This is a genomic window from Acinetobacter sp. UBA3106 (assembly GCA_002365595.1).
Taxonomy (GTDB): Bacteria; Pseudomonadota; Gammaproteobacteria; order Pseudomonadales; family Moraxellaceae; genus Acinetobacter.
In genome coordinates, this window is sequence record DFAM01000013.1 from 14510 (window position 1) to 35849 (window position 21340).

The 21340-nt window shown below is 41.7% G+C and carries 17 protein-coding genes; 6 read left to right on the plus strand and 11 right to left on the minus strand.

Annotation, left to right across the window (positions count from 1 at the left end):
* Nucleotides 1–367 precede the first annotated feature (367 nt).
* Complete coding sequence (locus B4C48_RS05780) at nucleotides 368–1420, plus strand: Rieske 2Fe-2S domain-containing protein (protein WP_291354660.1); 1053 nt, start codon at nucleotides 368–370, stop codon at nucleotides 1418–1420.
* A 79-nt stretch (nucleotides 1421–1499) separates the two neighbouring features.
* On the opposite strand, the gene B4C48_RS05785 is transcribed toward B4C48_RS05780, so the two are convergent.
* From B4C48_RS05785 to B4C48_RS05795, 3 genes are all read right to left on the minus strand, one after another.
* The gene (locus tag B4C48_RS05785) at nucleotides 1500–2870 is read right to left on the minus strand and encodes an MFS transporter (protein WP_291354661.1); all 1371 of its coding nucleotides are present in this window, start codon (nucleotides 2868–2870) and stop codon (nucleotides 1500–1502) included.
* A gap of 168 nt (nucleotides 2871–3038) precedes the next feature.
* Nucleotides 3039–4571, minus strand: coding sequence for a pyridoxal phosphate-dependent decarboxylase family protein (locus B4C48_RS05790; protein ID WP_291354662.1), 1533 nt, complete (start codon nucleotides 4569–4571; stop codon nucleotides 3039–3041).
* A 3-nt stretch (nucleotides 4572–4574) separates the two neighbouring features.
* Nucleotides 4575–5948 (minus strand): diaminobutyrate--2-oxoglutarate transaminase, encoded by a 1374-nt coding sequence (locus tag B4C48_RS05795; RefSeq protein WP_291354663.1) that lies wholly within the window; start codon nucleotides 5946–5948, stop codon nucleotides 4575–4577.
* A gap of 477 nt (nucleotides 5949–6425) precedes the next feature.
* On the opposite strand from B4C48_RS05795, the gene B4C48_RS05800 reads away from it, so the two are divergent.
* Together B4C48_RS05800 and B4C48_RS05805 are read left to right on the plus strand one after the other, a co-directional pair.
* Nucleotides 6426–7130 (plus strand): SIMPL domain-containing protein, encoded by a 705-nt coding sequence (locus tag B4C48_RS05800; protein WP_291354664.1) that lies wholly within the window; start codon nucleotides 6426–6428, stop codon nucleotides 7128–7130.
* Between the two features lie 157 nt (nucleotides 7131–7287).
* Complete coding sequence (locus tag B4C48_RS05805) at nucleotides 7288–7884, plus strand: phosphatase PAP2 family protein (protein ID WP_291354665.1); 597 nt, start codon at nucleotides 7288–7290, stop codon at nucleotides 7882–7884.
* A gap of 64 nt (nucleotides 7885–7948) precedes the next feature.
* On the opposite strand, the gene proB is transcribed toward B4C48_RS05805, so the two are convergent.
* From proB to uvrB, 7 genes are all read right to left on the minus strand, one after another.
* Nucleotides 7949–9082: a glutamate 5-kinase gene (gene proB / locus B4C48_RS05810; RefSeq protein WP_291354666.1), complete on the minus strand. Its 1134-nt coding sequence runs from the start codon at nucleotides 9080–9082 to the stop codon at nucleotides 7949–7951.
* Nucleotides 9083–9111: 29 nt separating this feature from the next.
* Nucleotides 9112–10326 (minus strand): Obg family GTPase CgtA, encoded by a 1215-nt coding sequence (gene cgtA, locus B4C48_RS05815; protein WP_291354667.1) that lies wholly within the window; start codon nucleotides 10324–10326, stop codon nucleotides 9112–9114.
* Nucleotides 10327–10603: 277 nt separating this feature from the next.
* Nucleotides 10604–10978 (minus strand): winged helix-turn-helix transcriptional regulator, encoded by a 375-nt coding sequence (locus tag B4C48_RS05820; protein WP_291354668.1) that lies wholly within the window; start codon nucleotides 10976–10978, stop codon nucleotides 10604–10606.
* A gap of 183 nt (nucleotides 10979–11161) precedes the next feature.
* Nucleotides 11162–12619: a glyceraldehyde-3-phosphate dehydrogenase gene (locus B4C48_RS05825; protein ID WP_291354669.1), complete on the minus strand. Its 1458-nt coding sequence runs from the start codon at nucleotides 12617–12619 to the stop codon at nucleotides 11162–11164.
* Between the two features lie 283 nt (nucleotides 12620–12902).
* Nucleotides 12903–13817: an EamA family transporter RarD gene (gene rarD / locus B4C48_RS05830; RefSeq protein WP_291354670.1), complete on the minus strand. Its 915-nt coding sequence runs from the start codon at nucleotides 13815–13817 to the stop codon at nucleotides 12903–12905.
* Between the two features lie 150 nt (nucleotides 13818–13967).
* Complete coding sequence (locus tag B4C48_RS05835) at nucleotides 13968–14555, minus strand: lipocalin family protein (protein WP_291354671.1); 588 nt, start codon at nucleotides 14553–14555, stop codon at nucleotides 13968–13970.
* 118 nt (nucleotides 14556–14673) lie between these two features.
* Nucleotides 14674–16698 carry an excinuclease ABC subunit UvrB gene (gene uvrB / locus B4C48_RS05840; protein WP_291354672.1) on the minus strand — a complete coding sequence of 675 codons (2025 nt, stop codon included), beginning with the start codon at nucleotides 16696–16698 and terminating at the stop codon, nucleotides 14674–14676.
* A gap of 471 nt (nucleotides 16699–17169) precedes the next feature.
* On the opposite strand from uvrB, the gene B4C48_RS05845 reads away from it, so the two are divergent.
* Together B4C48_RS05845 and B4C48_RS05850 are read left to right on the plus strand one after the other, a co-directional pair.
* The gene (locus tag B4C48_RS05845; RefSeq protein ID WP_291354798.1) at nucleotides 17170–17958 is read left to right on the plus strand and encodes an A1S_2505 family phage non-structural protein; all 789 of its coding nucleotides are present in this window, start codon (nucleotides 17170–17172) and stop codon (nucleotides 17956–17958) included.
* A 176-nt stretch (nucleotides 17959–18134) separates the two neighbouring features.
* On the plus strand, nucleotides 18135–19592 hold the full coding sequence (locus B4C48_RS05850) for a sensor domain-containing diguanylate cyclase (protein ID WP_291354673.1): 1458 nt from the start codon (nucleotides 18135–18137) through the stop codon (nucleotides 19590–19592).
* Nucleotides 19593–19664: 72 nt separating this feature from the next.
* Here B4C48_RS05850 and B4C48_RS05855 read toward each other — a convergent pair whose 3' ends face one another.
* Nucleotides 19665–19844, minus strand: coding sequence for a hypothetical protein (locus B4C48_RS05855; protein WP_086175550.1), 180 nt, complete (start codon nucleotides 19842–19844; stop codon nucleotides 19665–19667).
* 420 nt (nucleotides 19845–20264) lie between these two features.
* On the opposite strand from B4C48_RS05855, the gene B4C48_RS05860 reads away from it, so the two are divergent.
* The coding region (locus B4C48_RS05860; protein WP_291354674.1) for an OmpW/AlkL family protein at nucleotides 20265–21340 on the plus strand (1076 nt) is incomplete at its 3' end.

Below are 21340 nucleotides of genomic sequence, written 5' to 3' on the forward strand. Positions count from 1 at the left end.
TACAGCATTGTGACGCTTTGATGATAATTCATTTCTTTTGTATGATTTTTAAAATTATTCTTTAAATTCAATCATTAAAATATCTATAAAAATATTATTCAAGCATTATTTTTAAGCCTATATTTGTAATAATTCTTAAAACTGTCATTTCCTCTTGCTTCCGGCTTCTACTTATTAGTGTGTTTATTCTATCAACAGACAGTAAAATTGTGGTTTTTCCAGATTTCTTTTCTATCGGTATTAAGTTTAAATCCGTTTTCACAATTTTACTGTTCTAATTTTTGCAATCACTCGTCCAAATCTTTGAAATTTCATAGAACATGGCTTTGTCATATATTCAAAAATAAATAATGACAGTGAAATGACCATGAACAGTAGAACAATTCCAAATTTCAATCCGGATTTACCCGTTCACATGACCTTTGAGGAACATGACTGGCATTTGCTTGCAGAATACTGGTATCCAATTGCTTTGGCCCGTGATATTTCTGATCAGCCGCTGGGTACCATGTTACTGGATATGCCACTGGTGATTTATAAAATGGATGATGAGCTCATTGTTGCCAAAGATGCCTGTCCTCATCGTGGAGTGCCTTTAAGTTTGGGCAAAAATGATGGTCAAGGCGTGGTCTGCCGTTATCATGGCTTGCGTTTTGGTGAAAAAGGTCACTGTAACCGTATTCCGGCACATCCTGAGCATAAAATTTCCGATCGCTTTCATTTACGCACTTATGCCGCGGTAGAACGTTATGGTTTGATTTGGTGTAGCCTGACTGCAAATCCGGAAGCTGAACCGAATATTCCGCACATGCCTAATTGGGATGATACTGACTTTCAGCAATTGGTCTGCCCGACAGTAGATTTCAAGTGTTTTGCCGGACGGCAACTGGAAGGCTTTATTGATGTCGCGCATTTTGCCTGGGTTCATCCGGATACCTTTGGTGATCCTGACAATACTGAAGTGCCTGACTATAAAACCATTGAAACAGCAACAGGATTTCATGCCGACTATTGGAGCAGTGTCGGACGTTACCCGATTGGCATGGAGCAACGTGGTCAGCAAGGCTTTCAATGGCTGCGGCATTTTGAAATCCATCTTCCCTTTACCGCAACACTCACCATTCATTTTCCGAATGACAGCAAACAAGTGATTATGAATGCCGCATCACCGATGACTGCACGCAGTACTCGCCTATTTGCTCCGATTTGCCGCAACTATGACAAAGACTTACCGGTTGAAGATGCTTATGATTTCAACTTAAAGATTTTTGAAGAAGACCGCCTAGTATCCGAATCACAGAAACCTGAATATTTACCGCTTGATTTAAGCCTTGAAGCCCACTTCCCGGCAGATCGCAGTTCCAGCATGTACCGTAAACTATTACGTAAAAAAGGTTTTAGTCCATTGTTTGCAGCGTAAATAAATAGCTTACAAATAATAAATGAGGGCATAACTGCCCTCATTGACTTGAATTTAATCTTCTCATTTTACCTCATTTCTAGTGAGGAATTTCTGCAAAATCAGTTTGACCTTTTTGAAGGGGTGCTTGATATTTGATTAAGAAAACACAGCATAATGCGATGATTAACGGAATACCCAGCGCATAAAAGTAACCGCTTACGCCATAGCCAGTTAAAATAATTCCGCCAATGGCTGAACCAATAATTGCCCCCATTCGGCCCATCCCAATAGCCCAACCCGTCGCTGTTGCCCGAACTTGAGTTGGATATGCGGCAACCACCAAATAATTCAATGCCAGTTGCTGACCTCCAATCCCAAAGCCGGCCAAGGCAATCAGTGCAAAAATATAGCCCCATTGCTGAGTTTCGATGAGTAGTCCTAGCCCTATAACCACAGCCAATCCTGTGAACAGCATAAAAGTTAATATTTTGGCTGTATTTAATTTGGGTAACCAATAAGCCAAAGGTATAGCAAAAACAATAAAGGCTGCATTCACCGTGACAGAAGCATACGGTGCTTGCTCTGGCGCCAGACCTGCCTGTTTTAAAATGGTAGGTAACCATGACAGCAACATGAACCAAGCGATCCAGTTAAAGAAATATGTTCCCCATACCCCAGCTGTAGTACGCGCTAATCCGTTTTGAAACAGGATACTTAACTTCGCTTTGTTTTGATCTGTCGGATTTGCTGTGATCAGATCTGCCTGTGTGAATGAAACCGTTTTAGGAGAAATTTTATTCAGGATTTTTTGTATAGCGGCAATATTTGAAGCACTATTTTTTTGTGCCATATATTCCAAGGATTCAGGTAAAACAAAATACAATACAATCAGTAAAACAAGGGGTAGCGCTCCCCCAATCATATAAATCCCCTGCCAGCCCACCAGAGGCAACATTTTTGCCGCCAGTAACCCACCAAACATTGCTCCTGCAGGCAAAGCCAATAAAACACCTGTAGTGACTGTGCCTTTAAAGCGTTGGGGTGAATATTCCGCCGCAAGAGCCAACAATACGGGGGTTGCCCCTCCCATACCTAAACCGGCAATTACTCTTAATATAAATATTTGTTCAATATTGCTGACAAAAGCTGTAAAAAGCGTAGCAGTAGAAAAAATGGCTGTGCAAAACAGTAATGTTTTTCTGCGCCCCAGTTTATCGCCCAATAATCCTAACAGCATGGCACCGACTGTCATTCCAACAATTCCAGCGGTTAGAATGGGCGCCAATGCACCCGGTTGTAAATTAAAATGCGCTAATAAGGCAGGTGCTGTAAATGCGATCGCCTGTGTATCAAAACCATCAAATAAAGCAATGGTGAAACAGAGTAAAATGACCATCCATTGATAAGATGATATTTTCTGGTCTATCACCTCTTTGATTAATGACTTTCTTGCTTGAACCTTCTCCATGTTTCACTTCCTTTTTTCCTTTATATTCCCTACTTTAGAAACTGACGATAAGAAGATCAAAGACCAAAAAGGTATGTATTTATGCATTGATCGTATATTTCATTTCCTGTTTTTTAAATATAAAAAAAGGAGATCAAATGATCTCCTTTTTTCTACCCATTCAATCGATTAATCAATTGCAGGAGTATATGTACCATCCGCGATTGGACCTTTAATACGATCAGCTTCTGCAAGCACTAAACCTAACAGATTTTTCACGTTCTCAAGAGTCACTACCGGGCTTAAAGTAGTCATCTTCAAGGATTGATTTTGGCCTACTTTAGTGACACCAATATTCGCTTCACCACGGGCAAACAGTTCATCGGCAACGTTCTGGTTCAGTGTATCTAACAATTCTGCCGGATAATCTGCAGGAACCACACGGAACAATACCGATGCAAATTGAGGTTCAACCAGAAGCTCTAAACCATCAGTTGCCTTGATGTAGTCAGCCACTTCACGTGTCAACTTCACACCATGGTCGATCATTGAACCATACAGCTCTTCACCTAGCGCTTCTACGGTCATCCACAATTTCAATGCGTCGAAACGACGCGTGGTTTGTAATGACTTGGACACCAGGTTCGGTACACCATGTTCTTCATCATAAGCAGAGTTAAGGTACTCAGCTTCATAATGCATGAAACGGTAGTTCGCTTCATCTTTCAACAAGAATGCGCCACACGAAATGGTTTGGAAATAATGCTTATGGAAATCCAGTGTGATTGAATCAGACAACTCGATGCCATCCAGCATTGAACGATATTCATTCGACAGAATCAGCGCACCACCCCATGCTGCGTCGATGTGCATCCACGCGCCATATTTGTTGGTGATTTCACGGATTTCTTTCAATGGATCAATCGCACCGGCATCGGTAGTCCCTGCAGTTGCAACCACACATGCCACGATCTTGCCTTCAGCCTGAAGATGCGCCATGGTTTTTTCCAGAGCATCAACATCCATCTGCGCATTTTCATTCACAGGAACAGTCACAACAGACTGGAAGCCCATGCCCATCATTGCCATGTTCTTTTGCACAGAGAAGTGCGCATTTTCAGAACAGATGACTTTGACATTACGCATTGCGTCGCCTGGAATACCATCGCGCTGAACAGACCACGGATTACCGTTTTCATCTTTCCAGTTTTTCGAGATGCAAGCATCACGCGCAAGCAACACACCCATCAAGTTAGACTGGGTACCGCCAGAGGTGAATACACCTGCCTGACCTGAACCGTAGCCTACTTTTTGACGTAGCCAGTCAATCAACTGTACTTCCATCAATGAACCGGCCGGGCTTTGATCCCATGAGTCCATAGACTGGTTGGTTGCGTTAATCAATACTTCTGCAATTTGGCTTGCCACCATAGTTGGACAATGCAAATGTGCAAGTGAATGTGGATGGTGTACTTTCAAGCTTTTATTTAAGAAAAGCTCAACCATACGCTCAAGTGATTTGTGCAAACCCATACCTTCTTTTGAAGGATGAAATGCAATCGCACTGCGTAGCTCTTTAATGCTACCGCCAGTGTACATTTTGTCGTTTTGCAACCATGCAGAAACGGCTTTTACCGCTTCGTCCATTGCTGACTGATAGTCAGCAATGGATTGTGCATCATTGCAGAATAACGCTTTACGGTGTTCTGCAAAATCTACCATGAATTACGCGCCTCGAGTGGCAACAAGTGCTTCAGCAAGTGCTTTTTTGAAGCGAACAATAACTTCTTCACATTCAGCCTGATTGATAATCAGCGGGCAAAGTAAACGAATTACTGTACCGTTACGGCCACCTTTCTCTAACAATAGTTTGTTATCGAAACACGCCGCTTGAATCGCAGCAGCCAATTGACCATCACCTGGCAATGAACCCATATGATCAGCAGGTTTGCGCTCATCTACGATTTCAACACCAATCATCAAGCCACGGCCACGTACGTTACCGATACATGGGAATTCAACCGCTAATTTTTTCAATTCAGCTTGTAGGAAGTCACCACGCTCTTGCGCGTTTTGTGCAAGATTTTGTTCTTTGATGGTTTTGATCGTTGCAAGACCCGTACCCATTGCCAATTGGTTACCACGGAAAGTACCGGTGTGACCTGCTGGCTGCCAGGCATCAAACTTACGCTTAATACCAAGTACTGCAAGTGGCAAGCTACCGCCCACTGCTTTAGACATCACCACAACATCAGGCTCAATACCCGCATGTTCAAAGGCAAACATTTTACCTGAACGTGCAAAGCCTGCCTGAACTTCGTCAAGAATCAACACGATGTTGTGCTTTTCAGTCACTTCACGGATTTTTTGCAACCATTTCACAGGTGCAGTCACCACACCGCCTTCACCTTGAATTGCTTCAAGAATCACAGCTGCTGGCTTGGTAACACCACTTTCGACATCTTCAATGAAGTTTTCGAAATAATAAGTCAAGGCATCAACACCCGCTTCACCACCAATGCCTAACGGACAACGGTATTCATGCGGATATGGCATAAACTGTACGCCTGGCATTAAGCCATTCACTGAATTCTTCGCCGACAGGTTACCTGTCATTGCCAAAGAACCGTGAGTCATACCGTGATAGCCACCTGAGAAGCTGATCACAGAACTACGACCGGTATAGGTTTTTGCCAATTTAATCGCTGCTTCTGTACCGTCTGCACCAGACGGACCACAGAACTGTAGGCAATACTCTTCCTTCCCGCCAGGGAGCTGTTCAAGTAATGCTTCAGTAAATGCATCTTTTAAAGGTGTCGTTAAATCTAAAGTATGTAATGGAAGACCGCTTGCAAGCGTATCTTGGATACTTTGAATTACCGCAGGATGATTATGGCCTAAAGCCAATGTTCCTGCCCCAGCTAAACAATCGAGGTACTCTGTACCTTCAACATCAGTAACCCAACAACCTAAGGCTTTTGCTATCGCTAACGGCAATTTACGTGGATAGCTACGAACATTGGATTCCATCTGGCTTTGGCGAGTCAAATAGTATTCGTTAGTAGACTTAGTGGCAGGATTTACAGAAGAAACGCTCATATCGAATTACCATCTCTGATATGGGTTGAAAGAAATAAGTCGGGTGACTTGCGGTCCTTTGACTCGGTGCTTTATAGAATCTAGTTTGATGACTTGATTTATACATCATAACTAAACGGCGGATGATACAGAATTTTTCAATAAAATAAACAAGTTTTATGACTTTATCTGCCCAAAACCGATCGAAAAAATATATCAAGCCAAATCTTAGATTTAATTATCATCTTACAGTGTGACAGACTAAAGAAAACCTTATTTTTATACTTTTTTTATGCAAAAGATTGGATTAACGTAATTGCTTGAACAAAAATACTTTAAGTATTTAATTTTCAACTATTTTATTTACAAGTAATTTTTTGAAAGTAAAATAAAATCACTTACAATCTTGACACAAAGTCTACAAAAAATACTCATGAAGTAGCGATAACATGCATACTAAAAGTTGAACCTTTATTTACAAAAAAACAGGTAAAAATAATGCGATATTTAACCCTCTCCTCTCTGGTAATTGCGAGCATACTTTCAACCACTGCTTTTGCCCAGCAAACAGAACAGCTGAACTATAATTTAGTCAATGTACAGGCCGAAGCCACTCGCCAGATTTCCAATGATGAAATGCATGCGGTTTTATATATTGAAAGAAGCAAGAAACAGCCAGCCGAACTTTCTGCACTTATCACACAATTAATGAACCAAGCCATAGCAGCGGCGAAAAAATATCCGCAAGTGAAAGTCGAAACCGGTGCGCAAAGCACCTATCCTGTATATGACAATGACAGCCAGAAATTAAAAGAATGGCGTGGCCGGGCAGAAATTCGTCTAAAAAGTACCGATTTTAAAGCTGTCAGCCAGTTGATCAGCGAATTACAGCAAAACTTCCAGACCGAGTCGATCAACTTTACTGTTTCCGATACACAACGCAAAAAAGTAGAAAATGAATTGATGGTGGAAGCATCGAAAAACTTCCAGCAACGTGCCCAACTGCTCAGTCAGGCCTGGAGTAAAACGGGTTATAACCTGGTAAATCTGAACCTGAATACCAATAATAACTATCCACAACCGGTGATGATGCGCGCCAATATGGCTAAATTTTCAGGTGCCGAAGCGGCTGATGCTCAAAATGTTGAGGCAGGTGAATCGAAAATTACTGTCAATGCCAATGGTTCAATTCAGTTTAAGTAAAGAATCAAGATTCAATAAAAACCGTGTAAATACACGGTTTTTTAATGCGCTCCATAAGGTATTTACCACAATATAGTGACAATCCTGTCAAGAACTTTAGGGGATTTTTCCTGTAAAATTATCATATTCCACTGCTTCTTATTCTCTTAGATCTTCCATGTCCATTGAAAGTTTAAATCTTGATTTGTTTAGCATGCTTAATGTGCCTGAACACGCTGCTCCTGTAATGATGCATTACGCCACTTTCGTCGCCCATGATTTAGTTTATGTCCTGGTTGCTAGCTTTGCCTTGTTCTGGTTTTATGGGAGTAATAGTTCAAAGGTCCTGATTCTAAAAGCCTTCGTATTTTGTTGCATAGCCCTTTCAATCAGTGAATTAGCCTCTTATCTGTTCAATACCCCACGTCCTTTCGTGATGCAGGTCGGTCATACTTTGATTGCCCATGAAGCAACAGGCTCATTTCCCAGCAATCATATGACTATTTTTAGCAGTATTGCCTTTGCTTATTATTTTTCGGCACGACGGGATATTGGCAGGTTTTTGCTCGCAGTTGCTTGGTTGGTGGCTTGGTCAAGAGTCTATGTCGGTGTGCATTTCCCGATTGATATGCTGGGTGCCTTTATTTTGTCGTGGGCTGTGAATCTTGCCGGTTTAAAATTATGGAATCACTATCAGGTAAAACTGATGTCTTGGGTCATGTGCATCTATGAAAAATTATTTAGCCCGTTGATTCAACGCGGTTTAATTAAATAATCAGTGAAAAGATATATAAAAAATCCCGCTCTAAAGCGGGATTTTCAAGCTATAAACTATGCTATTAGTAAATCGCCATATGATTGCGATGAATCATCTCAAGCGAACGTGCTTCACCTAACACCTGATGCACTTTATCTGAAGATAAACCCTTCACAATTTCAGCCGAACGCGAACTAAAATTAACACGACCCACAGCAATACGCCCACCATGTGAATCAACACACTCCACCACATCACCACGCTCAAAGTGACCTTCCACAGCTTTCACCCCTACAGGTAACAGACTGCGGTGGTTTTCTTTAATCGCTTTGACTGCACCATCATCCAGAACCAGACGACCTGCCGTTTGTAAATGTGCCGCCAACCATTGCTGATGCGCGGTAATGCGGTCATTGTCAGTAATAAACAGGGTTCCCAACAGTTCACCAGACATTAAGCGCGCCAGAACATTATCACTTTCACCGCTGGCAATTAATGTTGGACAACCCGATTTTGCCGCCAGACGTGCAGCACGAACTTTGGTCAGCATGCCGCCACGACCAAATTTACCGCCACCACCTGCCATATCAAACAGGCTTTCATCCAGAGCACGCACGGTATGGAACAGCTTGGCATTCGGATTAGAACGCGGATCGGAGTCAAACATGCCTTGCTGATCGGTCAGGATAATCAACAAATCGGCATGCACCTGACCTGCCACCATCGCAGCCAAGGTATCGTTATCACCGAAGCGGATTTCATCGGTCGATACCGTGTCATTTTCATTGATCACAGGTACTACATGCCAGTCAATCAGATTCTGTAAGGCATCACATGAATTAAGATAACGACGACGGTCTGCCAGGTCATCATGAGTCAATAAAACCTGAGCCGTTTGAATGGAATGATTTTCCAATACACTTGACCAGGTCTGAATCAGTCCCATTTGACCAATGGCAGCACAGGCCTGAAGACTGGGTAGATCGGTGGGTCGATTCTCAAGTTTCATCCGAACCATACCTTCAGCCACAGCACCGGAAGACACCAGAATAATCTCATGTCCTGCATTGTGCAGATCTGCAATCTGTTTCGCCCAATGCGAAATTGCATCCAGATCTAACCCTGTTCCGTTTGCTGTGAGTAAAGATGATCCGATTTTAACAACGATTCGTTTACAAGCCTTGAGCTGACGTTGCCCATCTACCACTTCTATCATCTTGTCCTCAGTTACTCATATTGCAGAGCTTAACGTACGTAGTACACTTCCATTTCGCCATCATCACCGTCTTCATCATCATCGTCATCACCCAAAATACCGGCAAGACGTTGCTGACGACGCATCTCGCGATACGCTTCTTTCGCTGCGATGGTTTGTTCACGTGTTTCAGCTTCAAGCTGGTCACGGAATGCTTTTACTTGTGCTGCGTATTCTGGATCTTCCGCTTCGAGTTCACGTTGTTTCTCGATTTCATCCATCAGGTAATACACAACTTCTTTAGTCCCTTCAGACATAAGACCTGAAGTTTTGAATACCGGACCATTCCACTGCATTTCTTCAAGAAGATGCTTACACCATTCTTCACGCGTATCTTCGTCCAGCTGGTCGACCTTGTTCAGTACCAATACCACTGGCAATTTAGAAAGTGTTGGGGAGAATTTTTTCAACTCATTCAAAATTGCTTTGGCATTGTGTACCGGATCTGAACCGTCAATCGGTTGTACATCGACAATGTGTAACAAAATACGGGTACGTGCCAAATGTTTCAGGAAACGGATACCTAAACCCGCACCTTCAGATGCACCTTCAATCAGTCCAGGAATATCAGCCATGACGAATGAACGATGGCTATCAGCATCCACCACACCCAGGTTAGGCACCATGGTGGTAAACGGATAATCTGCAACTTTCGGTTTTGCGGCAGAAACTGCACGAATAAAGGTAGATTTACCTGCGTTAGGCATACCTAACAAGCCAACATCCGCCAATACTTTAAGTTCTAAACGCACTTCACGGTATTCACCTTTGGCGCCGTGGGTACATTTACGCGGTGAACGGTTAGTCGAAGATTTGAAGTGAGTATTCCCCAAACCGCCTTCACCACCTGCTGCCACCATTACACGCTGACCATTAGAAACCAAGTCACCGATAATATCACCAGACTCAGTATCTACGATGGTTGTTCCGACTGGAACCAATAATACGGTATCTTCACCGCCACGGCCTGCACAGTTTGCACCGCGACCATTTTTTGCACGTTCTGCACGGAATCTACGTGTATAACGATAATCTACTAGGGTGCTGGTATTATCGTCGGCTTGAATATAAATGCTGCCGCCACGACCACCATCACCACCATCTGGACCACCAAAGGGTACGAACTTTTCACGGCGAAAACTGGCTACGCCATTGCCACCGTCGCCAGCCTCTACGGTAATGACTGCTTCATCAACAAAGCGCATGCTGCCAATCCTCTAAAAACTTTAAAACCCCATATTCTGCCATATTTTAAAGAATTTCTCGAATAGTATTATTCAGCAACACTATAAATTTCATTTAGCGTGTTATTTTTGGCTAAGAAGAATTTAGTCTATTGATAAAATCCAGGATCCTTCTGCTGTTATAAAATTAACAGGCAGCTATTCATAAAAACTTATAAAACTTATTGAGAGATCATTTAAGTAAAATACTCAACCCACCCATTTTATCTTCGTTCTGCTAACCAAGACTCTGTTTAACTTATTTTGCCACGCTTTGTTGATGACCCAAAATCTCAGGCAAACTTTTTTCAATCCAGCCAATCAGACACATGATTTTTTCAGCTGCCTGTGAACCGGTAATCGTCAACTGATATTCCACTTTCGGCGGTACGACCGGATAAACTGTTCTTAAAATAAAACCATCTTGTTCCAGCATTTTTAAGGTTTGAGATAACATCTTTTCACTGACCCCCTGTATACGTTGTTTGAGCTCGTAAAAGCGATGCACGCCCTCACTAAGACAACGCAGGATCAAGACTGACCATTTATTCGCAAGATGTTCTAATATTTCACGTGATGGACATTCAGTGGATAAGACCTGCCCCAACACAGGGCTGATCGCATAATTTGTCATAAAGCTCTCTCAATATTTTTATTACTTACTAATTTTAATGCGCTTACTCTTTGTAAGTTATCAGAATAATATTTTAGCAGCAAGCCTATTACTCACTTATATTGAATGAAATAAATATCTTTTTTAATTATCATCAGACATAAAAAAGAGCCTCAAATGAGACTCTTTTTACTACTTTACAAATTATGCATTTGTTTCAGCAGGAACTTTTGGATAGCTTACGCCACACATTTGTTCAGCGATACGTAATACCTGGCAGCTATAACCCACTTCGTTATCGTACCAAACATACGCTGTTAAACGAGTACCTGAGGTGATTGTTGCTTGCGCATCAAATACACCGGCAGTACGTGAACCAATAAAGTCACTCGACACAACTTCAGTAGAATTTGTATAACCGATTTGACCTTGAAGGTTTGAGTTGATTGAGATTTGACGAATGTATTCATTCACTTCTTCACGATCTACTTCTTTCTCAAGTGTTAAGTTAAGAATAGCAAGTGATACGTTTGGAGTCGGAACACGTACAGAGTTACCAGTCAACTTGCCTTTAAGTGCAGGAAGTGCTTTCGCAACTGCTTTCGCAGCACCAGTTTCAGTAATTACCATGTTCAAAGTCGCAGCACGACCACGGCGATCTGCCTTGTGGTAGTTGTCGATCAAGTTTTGGTCATTTGTGAAAGAGTGAACAGTTTCAACGTGGCCATTCAGCACTTTGTATTTGTCATCTAACACTTTTAATACTGGTGTAATTGCATTGGTGGTGCAACTTGCAGCAGAAATGATTTTGTCTTCATCTAAAATGTCAGTATGGTTTACGCCAAATACCACATTTTTCATTTCGCCTTTGCTTGGAGCAGTCAATACTACACGAGCAACGCCTGGGCATTTCAAATGTTCAGCAAGACCTTCAGCATCACGCCATTTACCTGTGTTATCAATTACTAAAGCGTTATTGATGCCAAAAGCAGTGTAATCCACTTCAGATGGGCTAGATGCATAGATCACTTTAATGAACTGACCATTTGCAATAATGGCTTCGTTTTCTTCATCTACAGAAATTGTGCCCTGGAACGGACCGTGAATTGAGTCACGACGTAATAATGAAGCACGTTTTTCCAAATCACCATCAGAAGATTTACGAACTACGATTGCTTTAAGGCTTAAACCACGACCCAAACCTGATTGGCCAATGATTAAACGAGCAAGAATACGACCGATACGACCAAAACCGTAAAGAACAACGTCTTTGCCTTCTACAGCCTTCGCATTACCTACTAAAGATTTCACTGCATCCGCAACAAAAGCGTCAACATCTCCACCTTTTTCTTTGAATTCAACAGCAAGTTTACCTAGATCAATTTCTGCTGAACCAATATTATCAATTTTAGCTAAAGCTTCTAAAATCGGGAAAGTGTTGACAACTGAAAGTTCAACGTCCATTACACGTGTACGGCGATGAGCTTTTAAAATCTGGATTACTGAACGGTTAACTAAAGAACGACCGTATACAGAAGTCACGATATTTTTTTCACGATATAATTGACCAATCAGGGCAATCATACGTTCCGCGATTTCTTCACGGTTTTTCCAGCGACCTTGGTGATCTGCATGTAGGGCGATGATAGTGTCTTTGCTCACAGCTACGTCCTCTAATTAATTGTATATCTAGGCATAAATTTCAAACCCGACAATTGTAAAGGAATTATCAGCAAGTTTGAATCAAAAGCTGAATATTCAATGTGCTTTTTACGCTATATTCAGTATAAATTTACAAAATAGTTGTAACTATTTTTATGATTTTACTATTAAAAGATTAAAAACTTTCCTCTAAAGACAAACTATACTTTTTTGTTAAATGTTGCTTTATCAAACAAAGAAAATTTTCACCCAATAAGTGCAGGGCGGCTTATTTAATTCTATCCTAATAATTTTCGATATTCTGATTCAGCGCAAGCTGTTTACGTTTTTGCTTAACCAGATGAAGTGTACCTTCAATCACCAACAATAAAACGGCAATCCAGATCGGAATATAAGTCAGCCATTCCCCTGCTTCAACCCGCTCACCCAGCACAATAGAGGCAAAGGCCAAAAGCACGGGTTCCAGATAACTGAGTAATCCAAAAATGACAAATGGTAAATATCGGCTAGCCAAAATATAACTACCCAGCCCCAGTGCACTTAAAAAACCCAGACCAATCACGACCCAAATTAAATGAGGGAAGTAAGCCATTAAACTCAGACTATCGCTATGTATGAAGCCCAAATAAAAAGCGACCGGTAAAATAAGACATAAATCCCACCAGAAACCGCCCAGATGATCAGTTTTAAAGGCACGGCGTAAAAAGAAATATAAGGGATAAGCCAAAGCGACATATACGGTTTCCCAAGCGATACTGCCTATACGCCAGATTTCATGCGACACACCTAAAATTGCCAATATCACAGCGGCCAGTTGCCATCTCGACAGTTTTTCTTTGTAAAGTACACAACCGACCAGCACCATCACCAAAGGCAACAAGAAATAACCCAGTGAAACCTGCAAGCCGCGACCGTTAATCGGTCCCCACAAAAACAGCCACAGCTGTGTGGTACACAGAATGGAACTAAAAATCAGCCAAGTCAGAAACAGAGGCTGTTTAACAATACGCTTAAAAATTTGGGAAACATGTTGTAAATCACCAGACCAATACATAAACAAAGTTAGAAAAGGCAAGGTCGTCAGCATGCGCCAAGCGAAAGTTTGTTCACTGTCCAAGGGTTTCAGGAACTGGCTATAAAAATACAATGCCCCAAAAGTAATAGATGCCAATACTGACAAAGCCAAGCCTTTATACATCTTTTACCTCAAGGAAATTATTTATTTCATGACCGCAGAAAACCATCCAAAATACTGGATCATTCATCTTTTTTTTAAAGGAACGCTATATTAGCAAATAAAAAACCATGCCTAAGCATGGTTTTAACTTTTGTCAAAATATTGAGTTTATTATTTGATCGTCTGCTTGGTATGAATGACATCACCCAAGTCATAGCCGACTGACTTCGCATACTCTAAATATTCATTGACCACTGCCTGGTCAGGTTGCGGTGAACGCGACAATACCCACATATATTTACGGCGTGGTTCACCTACCAATACGGTCTGATAGTTTTCATCAAGTTTAAGCACCCAATAATCACCACGGCCGAAAGGTAACCACCGGATCGCCTCAGGGAAGAAACTTACTTTCAATTTCGTATTAAAAGGCGCATTTTGAATAAATGCCTCACCAACTGATTGAGTAAGCTTGCCGTCTTTGGTATAGCAGCGGTTATCGACGCCCACATTGCCATTTTCATTCAGGGTATAAGTCGCAGTGACATCACGATCGCACTTATTCTGAAAGTATAAAGGTTTACGAGCAACTTCATACCAGACACCTAGATATTTATCCAGCTCAACCTTTTCCACTGTTTGTAATGGCTTGGTTTGCGCATATGCCATCGTCGCCATACCCAGACCGAGCAATACTGCTCCACCCACGGCAATTTTCGCCAGTTTATAACTTGCTTTTGGAAGATTATTGCTTGTCATAAAAGTACCTTTCAGTCAAAATTTTAAATTCTTAAAATGCTTGCACATTTAAAAATAACGACTCCAACCAAATCATACTGTAGCGTTATGTAATGATTTTGCAAAGAAAATCATCACCCTAGCTTAACATTTGCGCTTTCAAACGAACAATTTCATCACGCAGTCGGGCGGCCTGTTCAAACTGCAATTCTTTCGAGGCTTTCAGCATTTCTTTTTCCAGTTTGGACAAATGCTTGGCCAGTAATTTAGGGTCTGCCAGGATATGGCGTTCATCCGCACTTAAGGCACGCGCCTGATTCGAGATTTTCTCGTCAATCTCATCATCGTTCAGGATTTCGCCAGTATCAATATCCTGACTGTTCTGACGCTTGGTGCTGCGCGGGGTAATCCCATGCAGTTCATTAAATTCGATCTGTTTGGCCCGGCGTCGCTCGGTTTCATCAATGGCTTTCTGCATTGAATCGGTAATCCGGTCTGCATACAAGATTGCCTTACCTTTCACGTTACGTGCAGCACGACCAATGGTCTGAATCAATGAACGCTCCGAACGCAAAAAGCCTTCTTTATCGGCATCTAAAATTGCCACCAGGGAAACTTCCGGCATATCCAGACCTTCCCGCAGCAGGTTAATACCGACCAGTACATCATGCACACCACTACGCAGCTCATGAATAATCTTGGTACGTTCTACCGTATCAATATCCGAGTGCAGATAAGCCACTTTGACTCCGTATTCTTTCAAATATGAAGTTAAATCTTCTGCCATTCGTTTAGTCAATGTCGTGACCAGAACCCGTTCATCCAGTTCCTTACGGATATTGATTTCCGAAAGTACATCATCCACCTGAGTCAAGACTGGACGGATTTCAATTTCAGGATCCACCAGTCCAGTTGGACGAACCACCTGCTCGGCAATCTGTTCAGATTTTTCTAGTTCGTATTTTGCCGGTGTTGCACTGACATAAATCGTGGTTGGAACAATACGCTCCCATTCTTCAAACTGCATTGGACGGTTATCCAGCGCACTTGGCAAACGGAATCCGTAATTGACCAGATTTTCTTTACGCGAACGGTCACCCTTATACATGGCACCAATTTGTGGAACCGTGACATGCGACTCATCGATAATTAATAAAGCATCATCGGGAATATAATCAAACAATGTCGGGGGCGCTTCGCCCGCCGGACGGCCGGACAAATGTCGTGAATAGTTTTCGATACCATTGGTATAGCCCAGCTGCTGCATCATCTCCAGGTCATAGCGGGTACGCTGTTCAATGCGCTGCGCTTCCAGTAATTTATCATTGGCACGAAAGAAACCTAAACGTTCCTGGAGTTCTTCACGAATGGTACCGATGGCGCGCTGCAAGTTATCTTTCGGGGTCACATAATGGCTTTTAGGATAAATGGTTACACGCGGCACTTTACGCACCATTTTGCCGGTTAAAGGATCAAACCAGCGAATCGAATCGACTTCATCATCAAACAGCTCAATACGAATCGCATCCTGATCCGATTCAGCCGGGAAAATATCAATAATTTCACCACGGATACGGTAAGTACCACGCAAGAATTCCAGTTCATTACGGGTATATTGCATTTCCACCAGGCGGCGAATGATGTCATCACGGCTGATCCGGTCACCCTGCACGATATGCAGCAACATGCTCATATAGGCATTCGGGTCACCCAAACCATAAATGGCCGAAACCGAAGCGACAATAATGGCATCACGGCGTTCTAATAATGACCGCGTGGCAGAAAGGCGCATCTGGTCAATATGGTCATTAATCGCGGAGTCTTTTTCAATAAAGGTATCGGAAGATGGCACATACGCTTCCGGCTGATAATAGTCATAATAGCTGACGAAATACTCAACCGCGTTATTCGGGAAAAATGACTTGAATTCGCCATACAGCTGTGCAGCCAAGGTTTTATTATGTGCCATGACAATGGTTGGACGCTGCAACTGGGAAATTACATTGGCCATGGTATAAGTTTTACCCGAACCTGTTACCCCGAGTAACAGCTGGTCGTGATAGCCTTTTTGAATCCCCTTGACTAATTTTTCAATGGCTTGTGGCTGATCACCCGCGGGCTGATAGCTGGTCACTAATTCAAAAGGTTGATGACTATCCGACATATTATTCAGCTTCTATACTTAAATGCAGTTTCAATAATATGAGGGTTAAAGCTCAACATTCAATATCAATTTTTCGATATTTAGCCATCTATACCAGACCTCTTTCATAAATCATTTTTCAATCACTACAGTTGCTTGTAAAGCCAAAATTAAAAATAGATTTTAGTATGTATTGGATTCATGAATGTGGCATGGATGCCACATGTTTCCCATCACGACAAGGACGTCGTGTATGGGAAACAAAAGGTTTTTGTCTACTTTTGACCTCTCAAAAGTAGAACTAATGCCTACGCAAAGGCATAAAAATCAAATCAACTATATAAGGCAGTGCTGATTTAAAAAATCCAATATTAAACATATTTTGGCTGATGAAGGATATCTACTAAATAAGAAAATTGCAGCAATTTTGTCTTGACCGCATACGCATTCAATAGCAACATGAAACAAAGCATCCTGATCACAATAAAGCCTATGACTTACCATTACCATGACGAAAGTATTGTCAAAAATTTACCGGAAGATACCGTTTTTGTTTTTGGCAGCAACATGGCAGGAAACCATGCAGGTGGAGCTGCGCGTACCGCACTACAGCACTTTGGTGCAGTGCAAGGCGTAGGTCGTGGCTGGGCGGGTCAGAGCTATGCCATTCCCACCATGAATGAGCATTTGCAACAGATGCCCTTATCGCAAATTCAGCATTATATTGATGACTTTAAAATCTATACCAAAAACCATCCGAAAATGACTTATTTCATTACCTCCATTGGTTGCGGGATTGCCGGCTACAAAACCGAAGAAATTGCTCCCATGTTCAAGGGCATTTCTCATAATGTTATTTTGCCTATTTCTTTTCGCCCTTTTGTAGAAAGAGCCTTACCCAAACTGACGCGTCATTTTCTTAGAACCGTATTTACTGATGCGGTGATCTTTTCACCTCCCGATGAAGAAATCATTACTCAGCTCGATTTATCCGAAAATGAAAAAAGTGCGGCGCGAATTATTTTAAATACTCAAATGTATCCAACTGACAGTAATGGCCGGGATCGCATTTTTGAAATTTCGGATATTTTGCATGTGTTAAACGGCAAGATTTTTGAATGGCAAACTAACTCAGAAGGTTCAATGCTGTTTGGCGGGGTAATTTTAGCCTTACTTGAACTCTACAACATCAATGAAAAAGACTTTATCGATGTCTGGCAAGGTGAACGTGAAATTCCGGCACCAAAACCGGAAAATAAAGCACGAAGACAAAGCCGGTAATTTTCAATTCTTCTGTATTAAAGCCAATTAATGAATTGGCTTTTTTTAAACTAACCATTTTGTGATGTATTCCGCATTAACAAATCATAATATTTTACTTATCACGTTATTTTAAAATCATTTTTTTATCTTTATACTGCCCACTTGAAGTTAAATAAAAATGACGAGCGCCTTGAATGGACATGCTAGATTCTCCCTTTTTTGAAATCTCCCCTATCGCGATGTGGCTTGAAGACTATAGTGAAGTCAAAAAACAATTCGATATCTGGCGTGAACAAGGCGTGCAAGATCTTTTAAAGTTTTTACAGCAAGACCAATCGCGCATTCTCCAATGTGCCAGAAAAATTAAAATCTTGCGGGTAAATGCAAAAACACTGGAACTGTATCAGGCCAAAGATCTGGATCAGCTGTGCCAAAATCTGGAATCGGTCTTTAAAGCAGATATGACCCAAACCCATATCAAGGAACTGGTCGCCTTATGGAATGGCGAAACGCATTTCTCCCATTCTGCCGTGAATTACACCCTGACAGGCAAACGTCTGGATATCCAGCTCAAAGGCATTGTGCTGCCGCAACATAAACAGGACTTGTCCTTAGTCTTAATTACCACTGAAGATATTACTGCTTATACTGAAGCCTGCCGTCTTGAAGAGCAAAGCCGTCATCTTGCAGAGGCGCGCTTTACTTATTCTCCGACCTCACTTTGGGTAGAAGATTTCAGCCGAATCAAACTAAAATTAGATCAGCTTCGTATTTTGGGCATTGAAGACTTTGTAACCTTTCTAGATGTACATCCCGATTTTGTGCAGGAATGCATTAAAGAGATCGTGATTCTTGATGTCAATCAGGCCACGCTAGATTTGTTCGGCGCCTCAAGTAAAGAGATTCTATTTAAAAACATTCATAAAGTTTTTGCTGAAGAAATGGTACAAACTTTTAGAGAACAATTGATTGAACTGTGGAATGGTCATCTGCATCATCAACGTGAAGCGGTAAATTACGCCATTGATGGCAGTATTCGTCATGTACTGCTGCAATTTACCGTATTTCCAGATTATCTAGATGACTGGGGCATTGTACAGGTTGCCCTGACTGATATTACGGCACGCAAAAAAGCTGAAAATTATCTGGAATATTTAGGCAAGCATGATGTGCTGACTAAACTATGTAACCGTTCTTTTTATATGGCAGAACTGAACCGGCTTGAACGCAATCTATTGCGTCCAATTTCTTGTATTTTTATGGATTTAAATGGACTAAAAGCCCTGAATGACAGTCTTGGCCATGATGCAGGAGACAGTGTATTACGCCGAATGGGCAACATTCTGAACCAGCTGATTCAACATACCCCCTATTCAGCTTCACGCATTGGCGGAGACGAGTTTGTGGTACTTTTACCTGGTGCAGATGAAGCAGCGCTACAAAATTGTTTGCAAAGCCTGCATGAGTTGTTATCGGTCGATAATCAATTTTATTCCACTCAGCCCATGAGCCTGTCTATTGGTCATGCCACAAGTTTTGAGCAAGAACGGATAGATGACATGCTTAAGCGTGCTGACCTGGACATGTATCATCAAAAAAGAAATTATTATCAGAACCATGATAGACGAAGCCATCCTGATAGCACAAATTAAAGGACGTAAAACCCTTTGTAATACTGCAATAAAAAAGCCATGGTCAGACCATGGCTTTTTTATACGAAGAATTTAACGTTTGCCCATAGAACGGCGTGTACCACGTGGCGGCATCCAGGTACGATCAGCATAGCGCTGAGGTTTGGGACGTAAATCTTCCAATACTTCATCGGAGGAATTCTCATCTGCCTTTTTGATCGGAAACGGTAAATTCACCAATGGTTTTTTCTTGGGAGTATTTTGGGTGCTCATATGATTCACTCAAGGATTTCTGCAACATATTGTACGGAAAAATGCCTCTTAGTGCGAGATGGGATTTTAACTCTACGTATCATCAATTTATTTATGTGAGTGAGGGACCCGGTTTTAACTGCATCCTAATGACTATTAATCACATCTGCCCTTCATAAAAGCTGCTTTAATGCGTTAAAAATATATAAATATGCTTTCATTTTTGACCGACTTTTGACTGTATGAATTTTACCCAACGGTAAAAAAAACATGTTACATAAATTTATTTTTCTTTATGTTATTGAAACAAAATAGCTAATTTTTTACATGAATACTACCCGATTAATATTTTTTAGTAACAAAATGAATTTTCTCTAAATATAGAATAAGAAAAGTGAACGAAAAAAACTAATAATCGCAAAATGGACATGGAGTCCCTGAATGAAAAAAACCTTACTTTGCATGATGTCGTCTCTTGCTGCCCTGCCCGCCGTGAGCTATGCCGATTCTCCGTATTTTAGTTTACAAGATGGAGATGGCTTTAAACGCTTTTCTGTTTCTGTCGGCGCACTACATGTTATGCCTCAAGGTAAAGCCCAACCTTTTCAAGTCAATACTGCAGTTAAAAATGGTGAAATTTCCAGGAATGGAGATATTCAGGTTGATACCGTATTAAACAATCTCAATCCCGAGGTCAATCAGACTACGCTTGCCACGGTTTTAAGAGGTTTGGGCTTTTTTACCGGCGGTCAACTGGGAAGCGGGCTGAGTGGTAGCTCACAGATTCAGGGGCTGGAGGAGTGGAATAATCCCGGTACAGGTCTGGAAGCAGATGATGTTACTACGCTGGGGATCATGACCAATTACTTCTTTACCGATCATGTTTCTTTTGAAATGAAAGCCGGCATTCCACCTAAAGTAGACTTACAGGGTAAAGGGAAAATTTATGCACCCTTTGCTGCTGTGGCAACCCCACAAATTGGTAGTTTACCTTTAGAATTTCTTAATATTGATCTGAAAAATGATATTTTTATTACAGATTTGGAGGCACATGGACCTGCTGCTTCGGCACGTGCCTGGACACCCGCCTTTGAATTCCAATATCATTTTGGTAAAACCGGGGTCAATAAATTCCGTCCTTATGTCGGTTTAGGGGTAATGTATGCTTATTTTAACGAGCTGGAAATTAACCCGCGTACTGAACAGGACTTGATTGCAGCCGGTCATATGATTGCCAATATCAAAGAAGGCAATGCCGGAGCTTCACTCGAAGGCAAACCTAGTAAAGCCAATCCTACAGTAGACCTTGAAGCAACCGATACAATTGCTCCAATTGCGACTGTCGGTTTCACCTATGATTTTAATGAGCGCTGGTTCGCAGTGGGTTCAGTCTCATATGCCCACATGAAAAATGAAACCACCATTACAGTCAGTGATGCAACTCACGGCGAGCTCATCCGCTCGAAAGCAGATATTGAAATTAATCCTTTATTGGCCTATGCCGGTGTAGGGATGCG